Here is a 15111-nt window from a genome sequence, read left to right on the forward strand (position 1 = left end):
CTAGCCGGCAGCGAGGGGGCGTTGTCTCCAAGCGAGCAGCCCCTCGAGGTGCTGGTGAACCCGGAGGCCATCGCCCTCCTCCCCGATGGGGACGGCGAGGCCTGGGTGCAGGGCCGCGAGTTTCTGGGCCGGGAATGGCTCTACCAGGTGCAGCTCGGCACCCTCAAGCTGCGGCTGCGGCTGCCCCTGGAGGCGGAATACGGCCGCGGTCAGCGCTGCCAGCTCAGCCTGCGCCCAGGGTCCACGGGCATCCTGTTCCCCACCCGCGAGCCGCTGCGCGTACTCGACGCCGGCCCCGCCTAACCCGCCCAGTGGTCCTTGCTGGCCCGCAAGCTGGCGAGCTGCTCCGCGTTGCTGGCGCGCACGAACAGGTTGGTGGCCTGCTCTAGCTCCACCGTGCTGGGGATGGTGGCCTCGCCCCGGGCCCGGGCCTGGCGCACCGCAGCCAGGCGCTCGCCGATGGCCGCGGCGCAAGGATCACCAGGGGCCACGGTGGCGGCGGCCCAGCGCAGGTTCGCTTCGGTGTACTCGTGGGCGCACCACACCCGGGTGGCCGGGGGAAGGGCGGCCAACCGCTGCAAGGAGTCCCGCATCTGGGCCGCACTGCCTTCAAACAGGCGCCCGCAGCCCCCCGCAAAGAGGGTGTCGCCGCAGAACAGATGGCCCGAGGCGGGCAGGTGGTAGGCGATGTGGGCGCGGGTGTGACCGGGCACGGCGAGCACCTCCACCGGCTCCCCCAACAGCGCAAACCGGTCGCCGTCGGCCACACCCTGGGTCTGCAGCGGGATCCGGGCGCGGTCCTCTTGGCTGGCCAGCACCGCCGCCCCGGGCCAGCGGGCCAGCAGCCCGGGGGTGCCGCCGATGTGGTCGCTGTGGTGGTGGGTGTGCAGGATCGCCACCAGCTCCAGCCCCTGCTGCTCAAGGGCGGCGATCACCGGCTCGGCCACGGCCGGATCCACCACGGCGGCCTCGCCCTCGCGCTGGAGCACAAACACGTAGTTGTCGTGCAGCACCGGGATCAGGCCGACGCGGAGTTGCTGCATCGTTAAAGTCCAGCCTCAGGCGTTCCCCCATGATCACCGTCGCCCTGGCCAAAGGCGCCCTGCTCAAGGATTCGGTGGCCCGCTTCGCCGCCGCCGGCCTCGACTTCTCGGCCCTGCTGGAACCCGGCAACCGCCAGCTGATGGTGCCGAGTGCCTGCGGCCAGGCCCGGGCCCTGCTGGTGCGCAACGCCGACGTGCCGGTGTATGTGGCCTACGGCCAGGCCCAGCTCGGCGTGGTGGGCTACGACGTGATCCGCGAACACCAGCTGCCGGTGGCCCAGCTGCTCGATCTGGGCTTCGGCGGCTGCCGCATGAGCGTGGCCGTGAAGGCCAGCAGCGGCTACCGCCGGGCGGCAGACCTGCCGGCCCACTGCCGCGTGGCCAGCAAGTTCACCGGCTGCGCCCAGGCCTTCTTTGATGCCCTCGATCTGCCGGTGGAGCTGATTCACCTGGCCGGATCGGTGGAGCTCGGCCCGATCACCGGCATGAGTGAGGCGATCGTGGATCTGGTGGCCACCGGCCGCACCCTCGAGGAAAACGGCCTGATCGCCATCGAAGATCTGTTCCACAGCACCGCCCGACTGGTGGGCCACCCCCTGGCCCTGCGCCTCGATGACGGCGTGCTCCAGGGCCTGGTGGATCGCCTCGGGGTGGCGGTGCCGCAGCGGAGCCGCTGATGGCCCGCCTCGACAGGCAACGCCTGGCACGCCTGTTGCCCTACCTGGGCAAGGACCGCCGCCGCCTCGGCCTCACCCTGCTGCTGTTGATCCCGGTGGCCTTCGCCGCCGCGGTGCAGCCCCTGCTGGTGGGCCAGGCGATCGCCGTGCTGCGGCGCGAGCCCACCCTGGGCTGGCTCAACGGCATGTCGGTGCCGGCGGCGCTCCAGCAGCTGGTGTTGCTGCTGTTGCTGGCGGTGCTGCTGCGCCTCGGCCTGCAGGGCATCCAAACCTTCAACGTCCAGGCCGTGGGCCAGCGGCTCACCGCCCGCATCCGCAACGACCTGTTCGCCCACGCCATGGCGCTGTCCTTGCGGTTCCACGACCGCACGCCCGTGGGCAAGCTGCTCACCCGGCTCACCAGTGATGTGGACGCCCTGGCCGAGGTGTTCGGCAGCGGCGCCGTGGGGGTGCTCGCCGACCTCGTGACCCTGCTGGTGATCGCGGCCACGATGATCTCGATCGAATGGCGCCTGGGCCTGCTGCTGCTGGTGAGCCAGGTGCCGGTGGTGCTCGGCATCCTCTGGCTGCAGGGCCGCTACCGCACGGCCAACTACCGGGTGCGCGAAGAGCTCAGCCAGCTCAACGCCGACCTGCAGGAAAACCTGCAGGGCCTGGAGGTGGTGCAGATGTTCCGCCGGGAGGCCACCAACAGTGCCCGCTTCTCCCGCGTCACCACGGCCTACCGCGAAGCGGTGACGGGCACGATCCTCTACGACAGCGCCATCTCGGCCTTCATCGAGTGGGTGGCCCTCAGCGCCGTGGCCGTGGTGCTGGCCCTCGGGGGCTGGATGGTGCTCGGCAGCGCCATGGGCCTGGGCACGCTCACCACCTTCATCCTCTATTCCCAGCGCCTCTTCGACCCCCTGCGCCAGCTGGCAGAGCGCTTCACCCAGATCCAGGGCGGCCTCACCGCCGTTGAGCGCATCGGCGAACTGCTGGAGCAGCCCATCGAGATCGCCGAGCTGCCCTCCAGCGAGCGCACGGCGGCGGCGATTCAGAGCGGCAGTGAACGCGCCAGTGCCGGCGAGGTGGTGTTCGAGAACGTCAGCTTTGCCTACCGGGACGACGACCCGATCCTCACCAACCTGTCCTTCCGGATCGGCCCCGGCGAACACGTGGCCCTGGTCGGCCCCACCGGTTCCGGCAAAACCACCGTGATCCGTCTGCTGTGCCGGCTCTACGAACCCCAGCAGGGCCGGATCCTGCTGGATGGGGTCGACATCCGCCAGCTGCCCATTCCCACCCTGCGCCAGCGGCTCGGGGTGGTGCTGCAGGACACGTTTCTGTTCAGCGGCAACGTGGCCGACAACCTGCGCCTCGATGCGCCGATCAGCAGCGACGATCTGCAGAAGCTCTGCGCCGAGCTGGGTCTGGAGCCGTTGCTGCGGCGTCTCCCCGATGGCCTGGCCACCGAGCTGCGCGAACGGGGCGGCAACCTCTCCTCCGGCGAGCGCCAGCTGCTCTCGGTGGCCCGGGTGGCGATCCGCGACCCCTCGGTGCTGGTGATGGATGAAGCCACCGCCTTCATGGACCCCTCCACCGAGGCCACCCTGCAGCGCGACCTCTCGCGCCTGCTCCAGCAGCGCACGGCCATCGTGATCGCCCACCGCCTGGCCACGGTGGAGGCCTCCGATCGCATCCTGGTGCTGCGCAAGGGCCACCTGATCGAGCAGGGCACCCACACCGAACTGCGCCAGGCCGGCGGGGTGTACGCCCAGCTGGCCGACCTGCAGGAGCGCGGCCTCGCGGCCCTCTAACTCAGCCGAGCTCAGCCGAGCTCAGCCGAGCTGTTCCAGCCAGGGACGGAGCACCCCGGCGAGTTGGGCCGGCCTCTGACGCATGGGCAGGTGCCCCACCCCCTCCAGTTCCACGACTTGGTGCTGGGCGGCGTAACCGGCCAGGTGGCGCACGTAGCGGGGCTCCATCACCTGGTCGCGGCTGCCGGCGATCCAGAGGCTGGGCACCTGCAGCTGGGCGGTGAGCTGGGGAATCTGGCGCACCGCACCCCGGTTGGTGCTGCAGGCCAGCAGCCCCTGGGCGGCGCGACGCTCGGCCAGCAGGGGGCTGCGCAGAGGATCAGTGCCCGGCAGCTCGGCCAGCCAGCCCGGCCGCCAGCGCAGAAACAGGGCCCCACCCCGCCGCACCTGGGCAAAGGCGCGGGGCTGGTACACCCCCCCACCGGCGGCGATCTGCACCAGGCCCACCAGCTGATCGCCCAGGTGGGGCGCGGCGTGCAGGGCGACGCTGCCCCCCAGGGAGTGGCCCATCAGCACGATCGGCCGCTCTCCCGCCTGCTCCCGGGCCGCCTGGGCCAGCCAGCGGCCGTAGCTGGCCAGGCTGGCGTGCAGGCCCCGGGGACGCTCCCGCGTGCCGAAGCCGGGCAGATCCGGGGCCCAGAGCTCCCAGTCAGGCGCCAGGGCCTCGGCCAGGGGCGTCCACAGCCGCCCCGCCAGCAACCAGCCATGCAGGGCCACCAACAGGGGCGGTGAAGCGGCGTGGGCCAGGGATCGGGGCTCAGGAGTCTCCAGGCTGGCCCACGGGTCGCGGGCCTGGGCGGCCATCGGGCAGGATCGTGCCATTGCGTTGCACGCGGCAGTCGTGGCCCCGGCCGAGCTCCTCACCAGCCTCTACGGGGAGCAGCACCGGCTCTGCCCCACCCCCAACCCCGAACTCAGCCTGGTGCTGAGCCGGGATCGGGAGATCGACCTGATCGAGCTGGAGCAGCTCTGTGATGCGGTGGGCTGGAGCCGCCGGCCCCTGCGCCGGGTGCGCAAGGCCCTGCAACACAGCCTGCTGCGCGTGGGCCTGTGGCGCCACGACCCGCGCCTGCCCAAGCTGGTGGGCTTCGCCCGCTGCACCGGCGATGGCGTGGTGGAGGCCACCGTCTGGGATGTGGCCGTCCATCCCCTCTACCAGGGGGCCGGGCTGGGCAAGCAGCTGATGGTCTACGTGCTCGACCAGCTGCGCACGATGGAGGTGGATCGGGTGAGCCTGTTCGCCGACCCCGAGGTGGTGGCCTTCTACGCCGCCCAGGGCTGGGAACTGGAGCCGCTGCAGCGCCGCTGCGCCTTCTGGTACGCGCCCTAATCGGCAGCTCCGTAGTAGCGCGCCGCCAGCGCCTCGGCGGGCACACCCCGCCGCCAGGCGCGCCGCAGCCGGGCATTCGCCAGGGCCGTCTGGCCGATCCCCAGGGCCCGCCAGCGCCGGCCATCCACCCGCAGCCGGGCCTGCAGGGGCCGCAGGCGGGTGTGCGGCTGCAGGCGCTGCACCAGGTCGAGGTCTTCCATCAGCGGCAGCGGAGCCAGCCCTCCGGCCCGATCCAGCAGCGGCCGCGGCAGCAGCAGGCCCTGGTCGCCATAGGGGAGCTGGCGCCAGCGGCTGCGCCAGGCCACCGCCCACTCCACCAGCCGCAGGGCGGGGTGGGAGCCATCGATGGCCAGGTGGCTGTACCAGGCGGCCTCCGGCAGCCCCAGGGCCGTCGCCACGGCCGGGCGCCAGCCGGCCTCCAGCCGGGCATCGGCATGCAGCAGCCACAGCCAGGAGCCGCTGCTGCAGCTGATCCCGTGGGCCAGCTGCAGGCCCCGACCGGGGGCACTCCCCAACACCCGCGCCCCGGCCAGGGCCGCCACCCGACGGGTGGCATCCCCGCTGGCCCCATCCACCACCAGCACCTCCGCAATCAGCTCCGGAGCAGCGGCCAGATCGGCCAGCAGCGCCGGCAACCGCGGCGCCTCGTTGCGGGCGGCGATCACCACGGAGATCGGGGGCGGCCTCAGCGCCACGGCCGCAGGTCCTCGCCCCGGTCGAGATCGCCCCGCCAGGGCAGCAGCGCCGGCTCCACGCCCCGGTGGGCCATCACCGCCAGGGTCTGCGCCAGCACCTGGGCCGAGCCCCAGGCCATCCCGGCCAGCAGCCAGGGATCCGGCCGGCGCAGGCCGAGCAGCCAGTAGCCGCCATCGTCGGCCGGCCCCAGCACCGCGGGCCGGCGGTTCAGGGCCTCGAAGGCCGCCGCCAGATCGCCACCCTCCAGCCGGGGCAGATCACTGCCGATCACCACCACCCGCCCGGCCCCCTCGGCCGCCGCCCGCAGAAACTGGCGGTGCATCCGCAACCCCAGGCCGCCCTGGCCCTGCAGCAGGCAGCGGTCGGCCCCCAGGGCACCCCCCCAGCGGCGGGCCGCCCTCGGGCCCAACCCATCGACGGCCAGCACCAGCTCGAGGCCCAGCTGGCTGGACACGCGGCGGGCGACCGCCAGGGTGTGGCGTGTCAGCCGCGCCTGAATCCGAGCCGCCGCTGCCGCCCCCAGGCTGCTGGCCAGGCGGCGCTTGCAGCGGCCTGGAGCGGGCCAGCGGGCCATCACCACCAGCTGGCCCCTGCCGGATCGCCTCACCCCTGGCGCGGCAATTCCGCCGGCTTCACCTCGAGGGTCAAGCGCTGGTCACCGCGCCGCAGCGACACCCCCAGCGCCTGGCCCACCCGACCCTGGTCCACGGCCAGCTGCACCTCCGAGGGGTTCTTCACCGCCTTGCCACCCACCTGGTCGATCAGGTCACAGGGCTTGAGCCCCCCCTTGGCGGCCGGGCTGCCCGGCATCACCTCCACCACCACCACCCCATTCACCTCGGGCAGGCGGCATTCATCGGTGCTGGCGTTGATCTCCCGGGCCAGTTGGGGCGTCAGCGCCTGCAGGCGCACGCCGATGTAGGGGTGGCTGGCCGCCCCCTTCTCCAGGATCTGGGAGGCGATCTGGCGCGCCACATTGATCGGGATCGCGAAGCTCAGCCCCGCGCCCGGCGCCTGGCGAATCGCCGTGTTGATGCCAATCACCTGACCGCGGTCATTGATCAGCGGCCCGCCGCTGTTGCCGGGGTTCACGGCGGCGTCGGTCTGGATGTAGGGCACCCGCTGGCCCTCGCCCACCGCATTGGTGCGCTGGATGGCGCTGATGATCCCGGCGGTCACCGTGTTGTCGAGGCCGAGGGGATTGCCGATGGCGATAGCCCACTCCCCGGGCCGCACCTTGGCGGAATCACCCAGGGGGGCCACCGGCAGCTTGCTGGCCACCACCTTCACCACGGCGACGTCGGTGAGGGGATCACTGCCGAGCACCTTGCCGGTGAAGCTGCGGCCATCGGGCAGGGTCACGGTCACCTCACTGGCCCCCTCCACCACGTGGGCGTTGGTGAGCAGCACCCCATCGGAGCGGGTGATGAAGCCCGAACCCTGGCCCTGCTGCTGCTGGATCGTGGGCCCGCTGCCAAACAGACCGCCCAGGGGGTTCACCATCCGCTTGACGGTGTCGATCCGCACCACCGCAGGCCCCACCTTGGCCACCGCATCCACGATCAGGGTGTTGCCCTGCTGCAGCGGCGGGGTGGGGGCCGCGTCGCTGATCGGCGTCTGGGCACCACTGCGACCCGGCAGCCCGGGCAGGCCCTGGCTGCACCCCACCAGTAGCAAGGCCACGGGGGTGATCAGCGCGACTCGACGAGGGGGGAAACGGCGCGGCATGGGAGCTGGATGGAGGCCAGGTCTGAATCCGTTCATTAAAGACGGACTGGCCGCAAAGCCACGCGTAGATTCGGCACCCACGAGTCGGCGCGGTCGGTGCAGCAGGGATCGGTGCAGCGATCGACGCAGCAGGGAGACGAGCTGTGGCACCAGGTTCAGCAGGCCCTTCAGGCCAACCTCAGCAAACCCACCTTCGAAACCTGGATCCGGCCCGCCCGCTGCGAGAGCTTCAGCGCGGATCAGCTCCAGCTCGAAGCGCCCAACAGCTTTGCCTGCGGCTGGCTGCGCAAGAACTACCTCGGCACCATTGAGGCCGTCGCCAGTGAGATCGCCGGACGGCCGGTGCAGGTGCTGGTCACGGCCGCCAGCGGCGATGACGTCATCGCCCCGGCCGGCAATGGCCATGTGGCCTCCCCGCCAGCCCCGGGCAGCCAGGCGGCCAGCCCTGCCAATCCCAAAGGTGCCGTGCGGGCCACCGGGGAGACGCCACGCAAGCTCGCCCTGGGGCTCAACCCCCGCTACGTGTTCAACCGCTTCGTGGTGGGGCCCAACAGCCGGATGGCCCACGCGGCGGCCCTGGCGGTGGCCGAGGCCCCCGGCCGGGAGTTCAACCCCCTGTTCCTCTGCGGCGGGGTGGGCCTGGGCAAGACCCACCTGATGCAGGCGATCGGCCACTACCGCCTGGAGATCAACCCCGAGGCGCGGGTGTTCTACGTGAGCACCGAAACCTTCACCAACGACCTGATCCAGGCGATCCGCAAGGACGGCATGCAGGCCTTCCGCGACCGCTACCGCGCCGCCGATCTGATCCTGGTGGATGACATCCAGTTCATCGAGGGCAAGGAGTACACCCAGGAGGAGTTCTTCCACACCTTCAACGCGCTGCACGAGGCCGGTCGCCAGATCGTGATCGCCTCCGACCGCCCCCCCAGCCAGATCCCCCGGCTGCAGGAACGGCTGATCTCCCGCTTCTCCATGGGCCTGATCGCCGACATCCAGGCGCCCGACCTGGAAACCCGCATGGCGATCCTGCACAAGAAGGCCGAGCAGGAGCAGATGGTGCTGCCCCGCGACCTGATCCAGTTCATCGCCGGCCGCTTCACCTCCAACATCCGCGAGCTCGAAGGGGCCCTCACCCGGGCGGTGGCCTTCGCCTCGATCACCGGCCTGCCCATGACGGTGGAATCGGTGGCACCCATGCTCGACCCCGCCGGCGGCGACGTGGAGGTCAAACCCAGCCAGGTGATGGAGAAGGTGGCCGAGGTGTTTGGGGTGGGCGTGGAGGAGATGCGCAGCGCCAGCCGCAAGCGGGCCGTGAGCCAGGCCCGCCAGGTGGGGATGTATCTGATGCGCCAGAGCACCAACCTCAGCCTGCCGCGCATCGGCGAAGCCTTCGGAGGCAAGGATCACTCCACCGTGATGTACGCCGTCGAGCAGATCGACCGCAAACTCAACAGTGACCCGGTCCTCTCCCGCCAGGTGCAGCAGGTGCGTGACCTGCTGCAGATCGATTCCCGCAAGCGGCGCTGATGGCCCTTAGGGGCAACCGGCTCAGCGGCAGCCCTGCACGGAGATCCGGTAGCTGAAGCCCAGGGCGCCGGGGTCGTTGCTGGCTCCCACCTTGAAGTTCATCTGGGTGGTCTGCTTGCCCGGCACCGCCGCAAACGGACCAAACATCTTGCCGGTGCCCATCGGCGGGTTCATCAGGGTGTTGAACATCTGCAGGTTGGAGCCATCACTGAACTTCATGTAGCCCTCCACCGGGTATTGGGCTTTGGCGTCGGAGGAGTTGGCGGTGAAGAAAAACTTGTAACTGGTGTAGGGCTGGCTCACGAAGAAATCGGTGTTCCAGTTGGTGTTGCCGATCAGCTTGCCCCGCCCCACCGACTTCGACACGATCGGCGAGGTGCCATTGCCGCCCACCGGCTGCAGGAAGGTGCAGGTGGGCGCGGCGTTGGCGGACAGGCCCGCAACGCCCACCCCAACCGTGAGGCTCGCGGCCAGCAGGGTGGAGGCTTTCAGAATTGCGGAGGCAAGCGGTGCTGAGGGCATCGTCCAGGGGAACACTGCCCAGACCCTAAGTGAGGGGGCGGGCCGGATCCAGTCCCTCCACCTCCCCGGCAAACACGCGGCTGGCGGTGATGTCCTCGGCCTCGATCGTCATCAGATCGCGCTTGGTGATCGGCAAGGTGCCGATGCGGCTGAACAGGCGATTGGCCTGCCGCATCCGAGCCCGGTCGATGGCATTGCGGATCGAGCGGGCATTGGCGAAGAACGGCAGCTGCATCCGCCGCTGGATGTAGTCCGAGAAGGCAGCGGTGGCCTCGTCGCTGAAGCGGTAGTTCTCGGCGGCCAGCACCAAGCGGGCAATCGCCAGCAGCTCATCGGCGCTGTAGTCGGGGAAATCGATGTGGTTCGCCACCCGCGACGACAGCCCCGGATTCGACTGGTAGAACACATCCATCCGATCCTTGTAGCCGGCGAAGATCACCACGAGGTCGTCCCGGTTGCTCTCCATCACCTGCAACAGGATTTCGATGGCCTCGGCCCCGTAATCCCGCTCGTTTTCCGGTCGGTAGAGGTAGTAAGCCTCATCGATGAACAGCACGCCGCCCATCGCCTTCTTGAGCATCTCCCGGGTCTTGGGAGCGGTGTGGCCGATGTACTGCCCCACCAGGTCATCGCGGGTGGCCGTCACCACATGGCCTTTGCGCACGTAGCCCAACCCGTGCAGGATCTTGCTCATCCGTTCCGCCACGGTGGTCTTCCCCGTGCCGGGCCGCCCGGTGAAGGACATGTGCAGGCTGGGCGGGGTGGTGTCCAGACCCACCTGCTGGCGCGCCCGATCCACCACCAACAGGGCCGCGATCTCGCGGATGCGGGCCTTCACGGGCCGCAGGCCGATCAGCTCCCGGTCGAGTTGGTCGAGCATCGCCTGAATGCCAGCCCCCTCATAGGCGGCCTTCAGGTCGATCACGGTGCTGTCTGTTGAACTGTCTACAGGGCTGTCTGGGGGGCTGTCGGCGGAGCTGTCAGCGGGAAGGCCCATGGCGGTGTCAGGCAATCAGGGCATCGATCGCCGCAGAGAAGGCCCACTCGGGCTCGCCGATCGGGCTGTCCTCAGCCTCGGCTCGCAAGGTGAGGTTCACGTAGGTGCGGCCGAAACTGATGTCGGGGAAACGCTGCTGCTCCTCGCAGAGGGCATTGAGCCGCTCCAGAAAGTCGCGGGTGGTGGCGTAGTCATCAAATTCCAGCCGCCGCTCGAGCCGCTCGGGCTGATCGGGCTTGGGGCGGGCAATCCAGGCTTGATCCATGGCTTCGACGCTACGCCTCCAAGCAATCGGTGCGGGCGATGCCCAGGCGCTGGGCCCAGGAGCCGGCATAGGCCGCGTTGGCCGCCCGGGCCTCCGGATCGCTGCTGTCCAGCGGGTGGGGCATGGTGCCATTGATGGCGGCGTTGGTGACGCAGAACATCGACTTCTGGAAGCTCATGCAGATCTTCACGCGCACGTCGCCCTCACCCCGGGTGCGCTCCAGATACCACTGGTGCAACCGCTCCGGCAGGTGGCGGTACATGTCCTGCATCAGCAGGCTGGGCGGGATGCCAGCCCCCATGCTCGGCAGGGGATCGGCATAGAGCGCCCCGTAGGTGAACTGGGCCTGATCCGGCGAGATCTGCTGGGCCTGGGCGTTGAAGCTCACGGTGCCCAGGAAGGGCATGCCGCGCAGGAACACCGCTTCCACATAGGGCACCGCCACATCCACGAGGAAGGTGAGCTCCGCCTCCGGAGGCAGCACCCAGTAGGTCTGGCCGCCCACCTCCACGCCATAGCGGATCGGATTGGCGGCGGCCGCCACCAAACCATCCTTAATGAACTCCACCACAGCGGCGATGCTGCGCACCCGGCCATCCGCTTCGGCGACGGCCAGATCCAAGAACAAATCGCTCATCACGCGCCAGAACTGACCCAGGGCATGGGTGGTGGCCGCCGAGCGGATCAGCTCCGGCAGAAAGCCGGGGAACAGCGGGTTGAGGATCGCCAGCAGGGGATCGCGCCGGCTCTTGGCCGCAATGATGCTCCTGCAATTGGCGGCAAAAGCCTCGGAATCGAAGTAGGCATCCATGCCGCCGGTGGCATGCCAGAACATCGCCTTCTGGCAGTACTCCGCGTACTCGAAGTTGATGCGGTCGTGGTTGAGATGGCGCCAGATCTTGGCGGGATTCAGATCCCCATCGAGGTATTTGAAGATCGGAAATGGATTGAGGAATTGCTGCTCGGCCTGGTAGATCAGGTTGATGCTGTAGGCATCCAGCACCTCGCCATAGCTCTTGAGCACATCCACCACCTCCACCAGGTGGTCGGCGCTCTCGCCCAGCAGGGTTTCACCGGCCAGCAGACGGCGCTGCACCTCCTCCCGTTCGATCGAGAGGTTGGCATGCACCAGCTCGGCGGAAACGATCGGCATCTCAGCCCACCCCCCCCGGGATCGCCGTGAGCCTGGCCAGGGCGCTGGTGGCCACCTCACTCAGCCGGCCCAGGCTGCTGGGCCACAGACCGAGCAGCACCACAGCCGCCGCCAGGGCGACGGCCGGAATCGTTTCGCGCGGCGCCACCGGGGCCAGCTGCACATCCAGGCGCCCATCGGCCACCGGATCAGCGCTGGGGGGGGTGATCGCCAACCGACCAAAGAAGGCCCGGTTCACCAGCAACAGGAAATACACGGCGGTGAGACCAGAACCCACCATCGACAGCAACGTCGCCACCGGAAAGACGCCAATGCTGCCGCGGAACACCAGAAACTCCGAGATGAAACCGGCCATGCCGGGCAGGCCGGCGCTGGCCATCACGGCCACAATCATCAGCGAGCCGGTGAAGGGCAGGCCCTTTTCGGGGTTGAGCAGGCCGCGCAGCACCTCCAGATCGCGGGTGCCCGTCTTGCGATACACGATCCCCACCAACAGGAACAGCAGGGCCGAGATCAGGCCGTGGCTCACCATCTGGAACACGGCCCCCAGCAGACTCACCGGCGTATCGGCGGCAGCGGCCAGCAGCACGTAGCCCATGTGGCCCACCGAGCTGTAGGCCACCATCCGTTTCATGTCCGTCTGGGCAATGGCCGCCAGCGAGCCATAGAGCACGGAGATCGCCGCCCAGATCGCCAGCACCGGCGCCAGCTTCGCCCAGGCCTCGGGGAAGAGCTGCAGGCCGAAGCGCAGCATGCCGTAGGTGCCCAACTTGAGCAGCACCCCCGCTAGCAGCACCGACACCGGTGTGGAGGCCTGGGTGTGGGTGTCGGGCAGCCAGTTGTGCAGGGGCACCAGCGGGATCTTGATGCCGAAACCGATCAGCAACGCCCCCAGCAGCCACAGCTGGCCGCCCATGGCCAGGCGCTCGCTGAGTACGGGGGTGAGACTGAAGTCCACCGTGCCGGTGAGCAGGGCCAGCCCCAGGAAGGCCCCCAGAATCAACATGCCGGAAACGGCCGTGAAGATCAGGAATTTGGTGGCCGCATAGGCCCGGTTGACCCCGCCCCACACCGACACCAGCAACCAGAGCGGGATCAGCTCCAGCTCATAGAAGAGGAAAAACAGCAGCAGATTTTCCGACAGGAAAGCGCCGTTCACCGCACCGCTGATCAGCAGCAGCATGGCGAAGTAGATGCGCGGCCGTTTGTCGATGTCGCGGGTAATCACCGCCGACACCAGGGTGAGGGCGGCGTTGATCAGCACCAACGGCAGCGACAGACCATCCACCCCCAGGGCGTAGTCGAGGCCGATGCCTGGCACCCAGGCATGGCGCACCTGCAACTGCATGCCGGCCTGGGCCGGATCGAAGGCCAGCGCCACCGCCAGGCTCACCCCCAGCTGCAGCACCAGAATGGCGATCGCGATCAGGCGCATCCGCGATGGGCTGGGGCCACCGGGCCAGAGCAGCAAGGCCAGGCTTCCGGCGAAGGGAATCAGCAGCAGGCTGGTGAGCAGCATGGTCAGACCGCTCCCCGCCACACCTGGAGCGAAACCAGCAGCAGCACGATCGCCATGATCACGGTGAGCACGTAGCTCTGCAGTTGACCGCTGATGCTGAGCTTGAGTCCTTCGGCCGTGGTGAGCGACAGGCGACCCACCCCGTCCACCAGCCCCTTGATCACGGTGATGTCAAACCAACGGGTGAGGCGGGCCAGGGACGCCACCAGGAAGACGATCGTGCGCTTGTAAATCTCCGGTGTGTAGAAGTCGTAGGCGAGCAGATCCTGCAGCACCCGCAGGGTGGGCTGGGTGGAGCGCGACCAGAACTGATCGAGGCGCACCACAGAGCCGATCAGCAGACCCACCAGGCCGCTGCCGGCCACCGCCACACCCACCGGCAGGGAGAAGGCGGCAATGCCGGGCACCGGATCAATGCGCTGCATGATCCAAGGCAGCAGCACCACCAGCACCGAGAGGCTCACCATCGGCAGCGCCATCCACCAGTTGACCTCGGGGGCCCGCTTGGTCTTGGGACGCACCGGGCCCAGGAACACCGAGCGGTAAACCCGGGTGACGTTGGCGGCGGCCAGCAGATTGGTGAGCAGGAACACCAGGGCGAAGAGTGGCGCTTCGAAACGCAGGCCCTCCACCATCAGCCCCATACACCAGAAGCCCCCGAGGGGCAGCAGCCCCAACAGACCGGCACTGCCCAGCAGGAAGGCCATGCTGGTGGCGGGCATGCGGGTGCCCAGGCCACCCAGTTCGGTCAGGTCCTGGCAATTGGTGGTGGCGATGATGCTGCCCACACTCATGAACTGCAGCGCCCGGGCCAGGCCATGGGCAAACAACAGCAGCAGGGCGATGCCAGGACGTTGCAGGGCAATGGAGATGAACACCAGGCCGAGATAGGAGGTGGTGGAGTAACTGAAGGCCCGCTTGAGATCCACCTGGGCCAGGGCCACCAGGGCCCCACCCACCGCACTGATCGTGCCCACCGCCAGCAACACCTGCGTCGCCAGGGGGGAGAGGGCCACGATCGGCATCAGCTTCATCAGCACGATGGCGCCGCAGGTCACCACCACCGAATTCCGCAGGATCGAGGCGGGGTTGGGGCCCTCCATTGCCTCATCCAGCCAGAGATGCATCGGGAACTGGGCGCACTTGCCCATCGGCCCAGCAATCAAGCCCAGAGCCAGCAACGTGCCGGCCAGGGGGGTGATCAGCTGCTGCTCCCGGGCCTCGGCGGCCCAGGCGTAGAGATCGTTGAATTCCATCGAGCCGGCCCAGGCCGACAGCGCCACCACCCCCATCAGCAACAGCACATCGCCAACGCGCTTGGTGAGGAAGGCATCACGGGCCGCCGTCACCACCAGGGGCTGGGCATACCAGAAGCCCACCAGTAAATAGGTGGAGAGGGTGAGCATCTCCAGCAGGAAATAGCTCATGAACAGGTTGCTGCTCAGCACCACGCCGCTCATGGCCCCCTCGAAAAAGCCCACCAGGGCATAGAAGCGGGCCAACGACCACTCCTTGTCGAGATAGCCCAGGGCGAACACCTGGCAGACCAGGCTCATGGAGGTCACCAGCTCCAACGCCGCCAGGTTGGTGAGGGAGAGATCGAACCCGATGCGGAGGTTGAGATCCGCCGCCTGGAACCAGGGAAATTCCAGATGCTGGGGACCCAGGATCCACACCTGCTGGAGGATCAGGGAGCTGTGCGCCACCGCCAGCAGGGTGACCAGCAGGTTGAGGTAGGCCGCCGGACGGGGGCCATTCCGCTTGATCCATCCGGCGGCCCAGGGCAGGGACAACACCATGCCGCAGAACCCGTACAGGGGGAGCAACCAGGCGAGTTGGATCGGAAGTGGCA

At 68.9% G+C, this 15111-nt stretch carries 16 protein-coding genes; 5 read left to right on the forward strand and 11 right to left on the reverse strand.

Annotation, left to right across the window (positions count from 1 at the left end):
* The coding region (locus tag KBY71_RS11810) for a TOBE domain-containing protein (protein ID WP_254929104.1) at window positions 1–303 on the forward strand (303 nt) is incomplete at its 5' end.
* Here the strand turns inward: KBY71_RS11810 and gloB are convergent.
* Window positions 300–1043 (reverse strand): hydroxyacylglutathione hydrolase, encoded by a 744-nt coding sequence (gene gloB, locus KBY71_RS11815; protein ID WP_254929105.1) that lies wholly within the window; start codon window positions 1041–1043, stop codon window positions 300–302. The two genes, KBY71_RS11810 and gloB, sit on opposite strands and share 4 nt — an antisense overlap.
* A 29-nt stretch (window positions 1044–1072) precedes the next feature.
* Here gloB and hisG point away from each other — a divergent pair, with 29 nt between their 5' ends.
* Together hisG and KBY71_RS11825 are read left to right on the forward strand one after the other, a co-directional pair.
* On the forward strand, window positions 1073–1720 hold the full coding sequence (hisG, locus tag KBY71_RS11820) for an ATP phosphoribosyltransferase (RefSeq protein ID WP_254929106.1): 648 nt from the start codon (window positions 1073–1075) through the stop codon (window positions 1718–1720).
* On the forward strand, window positions 1720–3519 hold the full coding sequence (locus KBY71_RS11825) for an ABC transporter ATP-binding protein (RefSeq protein WP_254929107.1): 1800 nt from the start codon (window positions 1720–1722) through the stop codon (window positions 3517–3519). Before hisG ends, KBY71_RS11825 begins: the two co-directional genes overlap by 1 nt.
* A 21-nt stretch (window positions 3520–3540) precedes the next feature.
* Here the strand turns inward: KBY71_RS11825 and KBY71_RS11830 are convergent, their stop codons facing one another.
* A complete protein-coding gene (locus KBY71_RS11830) occupies window positions 3541–4323 on the reverse strand; it encodes an alpha/beta fold hydrolase (protein ID WP_254929108.1) in 783 nt (260 codons plus the stop codon).
* A 37-nt stretch (window positions 4324–4360) separates the two neighbouring features.
* On the opposite strand from KBY71_RS11830, the gene KBY71_RS11835 reads away from it, so the two are divergent.
* A complete protein-coding gene (locus KBY71_RS11835) occupies window positions 4361–4849 on the forward strand; it encodes a GNAT family N-acetyltransferase (RefSeq protein ID WP_254929109.1) in 489 nt (162 codons plus the stop codon).
* Here KBY71_RS11835 and KBY71_RS11840 read toward each other — a convergent pair.
* The 3 genes from KBY71_RS11840 to KBY71_RS11850 are packed head-to-tail and all read right to left on the reverse strand — an operon-like array spanning window position 4846 to window position 7273.
* Window positions 4846–5544 carry a TIGR04283 family arsenosugar biosynthesis glycosyltransferase gene (locus tag KBY71_RS11840; protein WP_254929110.1) on the reverse strand — a complete coding sequence of 233 codons (699 nt, stop codon included), beginning with the start codon at window positions 5542–5544 and terminating at the stop codon, window positions 4846–4848. The two genes, KBY71_RS11835 and KBY71_RS11840, sit on opposite strands and share 4 nt — an antisense overlap.
* Window positions 5535–6152 carry a TIGR04282 family arsenosugar biosynthesis glycosyltransferase gene (locus tag KBY71_RS11845; RefSeq protein ID WP_315858556.1) on the reverse strand — a complete coding sequence of 206 codons (618 nt, stop codon included), beginning with the start codon at window positions 6150–6152 and terminating at the stop codon, window positions 5535–5537. Before KBY71_RS11845 ends, KBY71_RS11840 begins: the two co-directional genes overlap by 10 nt.
* Window positions 6149–7273, reverse strand: a complete 1125-nt coding sequence (locus tag KBY71_RS11850) for a trypsin-like peptidase domain-containing protein (protein WP_261354810.1) — start codon at window positions 7271–7273, stop codon at window positions 6149–6151. The genes KBY71_RS11845 and KBY71_RS11850 overlap by 4 nt, the downstream gene beginning before the upstream one ends.
* 96 nt (window positions 7274–7369) lie before the next feature.
* Between KBY71_RS11850 and dnaA the strand changes: the two genes are divergently transcribed.
* A complete protein-coding gene (dnaA, locus tag KBY71_RS11855; protein WP_254929112.1) occupies window positions 7370–8803 on the forward strand; it encodes a chromosomal replication initiator protein DnaA in 1434 nt (477 codons plus the stop codon).
* Between the two features lie 21 nt (window positions 8804–8824).
* On the opposite strand, the gene KBY71_RS11860 is transcribed toward dnaA, so the two are convergent.
* The 6 genes from KBY71_RS11860 to KBY71_RS11885 all read right to left on the reverse strand — a co-directional run.
* Window positions 8825–9325, reverse strand: coding sequence for a hypothetical protein (locus KBY71_RS11860; RefSeq protein ID WP_254929113.1), 501 nt, complete (start codon window positions 9323–9325; stop codon window positions 8825–8827).
* Window positions 9326–9350: 25 nt separating this feature from the next.
* Entirely contained in the window at window positions 9351–10247 is an 897-nt protein-coding gene (cbbX, locus tag KBY71_RS11865; RefSeq protein ID WP_254929119.1) for a CbbX protein, read from the reverse strand.
* 82 nt (window positions 10248–10329) lie between these two features.
* Window positions 10330–10587 carry a 4a-hydroxytetrahydrobiopterin dehydratase gene (locus KBY71_RS11870; RefSeq protein WP_254929114.1) on the reverse strand — a complete coding sequence of 86 codons (258 nt, stop codon included), beginning with the start codon at window positions 10585–10587 and terminating at the stop codon, window positions 10330–10332.
* Between the two features lie 10 nt (window positions 10588–10597).
* Window positions 10598–11740, reverse strand: a complete 1143-nt coding sequence (locus tag KBY71_RS11875; RefSeq protein ID WP_254929115.1) for a CO2 hydration protein — start codon at window positions 11738–11740, stop codon at window positions 10598–10600.
* 1 nt (window position 11741) lies between these two features.
* Window positions 11742–13259, reverse strand: a complete 1518-nt coding sequence (locus KBY71_RS11880) for an NADH-quinone oxidoreductase subunit M (RefSeq protein WP_254929116.1) — start codon at window positions 13257–13259, stop codon at window positions 11742–11744.
* Between the two features lie 2 nt (window positions 13260–13261).
* Window positions 13262–15111, reverse strand: a 1850-nt coding sequence (locus KBY71_RS11885; RefSeq protein WP_254929117.1) for an NAD(P)H-quinone oxidoreductase subunit F, incomplete at its 5' end; no start/stop codon positions are given.

Source organism: Cyanobium sp. T1B-Tous (genome assembly GCF_024345475.1).
In the GTDB taxonomy this organism is placed as follows: Bacteria; Cyanobacteriota; Cyanobacteriia; order PCC-6307; family Cyanobiaceae; genus Cyanobium_A.

Bases quoted from the DNA above. Each gene is read 5' to 3' on its own strand.
- KBY71_RS11860 (WP_254929113.1), bottom strand. From the start codon at position 9,325: ATGCCCTCAGCACCGCTTGCCTCCGCAATTCTGAAAGCCTCCACCCTG.
- KBY71_RS11825 (WP_254929107.1), top strand. From the start codon at position 1,720: ATGGCCCGCCTCGACAGGCAACGCCTGGCACGCCTGTTGCCCTACCTG.
- KBY71_RS11850 (WP_261354810.1), bottom strand. From the start codon at position 7,273: ATGCCGCGCCGTTTCCCCCCTCGTCGAGTCGCGCTGATCACCCCCGTG.
- KBY71_RS11880 (WP_254929116.1), bottom strand. From the start codon at position 13,259: ATGCTGCTCACCAGCCTGCTGCTGATTCCCTTCGCCGGAAGCCTGGCC.
- hisG (WP_254929106.1), top strand. From the start codon at position 1,073: ATGATCACCGTCGCCCTGGCCAAAGGCGCCCTGCTCAAGGATTCGGTG.
- KBY71_RS11870 (WP_254929114.1), bottom strand. From the start codon at position 10,587: ATGGATCAAGCCTGGATTGCCCGCCCCAAGCCCGATCAGCCCGAGCGG.
- KBY71_RS11830 (WP_254929108.1), bottom strand. From the start codon at position 4,323: ATGGCCGCCCAGGCCCGCGACCCGTGGGCCAGCCTGGAGACTCCTGAG.
- gloB (WP_254929105.1), bottom strand. From the start codon at position 1,043: ATGCAGCAACTCCGCGTCGGCCTGATCCCGGTGCTGCACGACAACTAC.
- KBY71_RS11875 (WP_254929115.1), bottom strand. From the start codon at position 11,740: ATGCCGATCGTTTCCGCCGAGCTGGTGCATGCCAACCTCTCGATCGAA.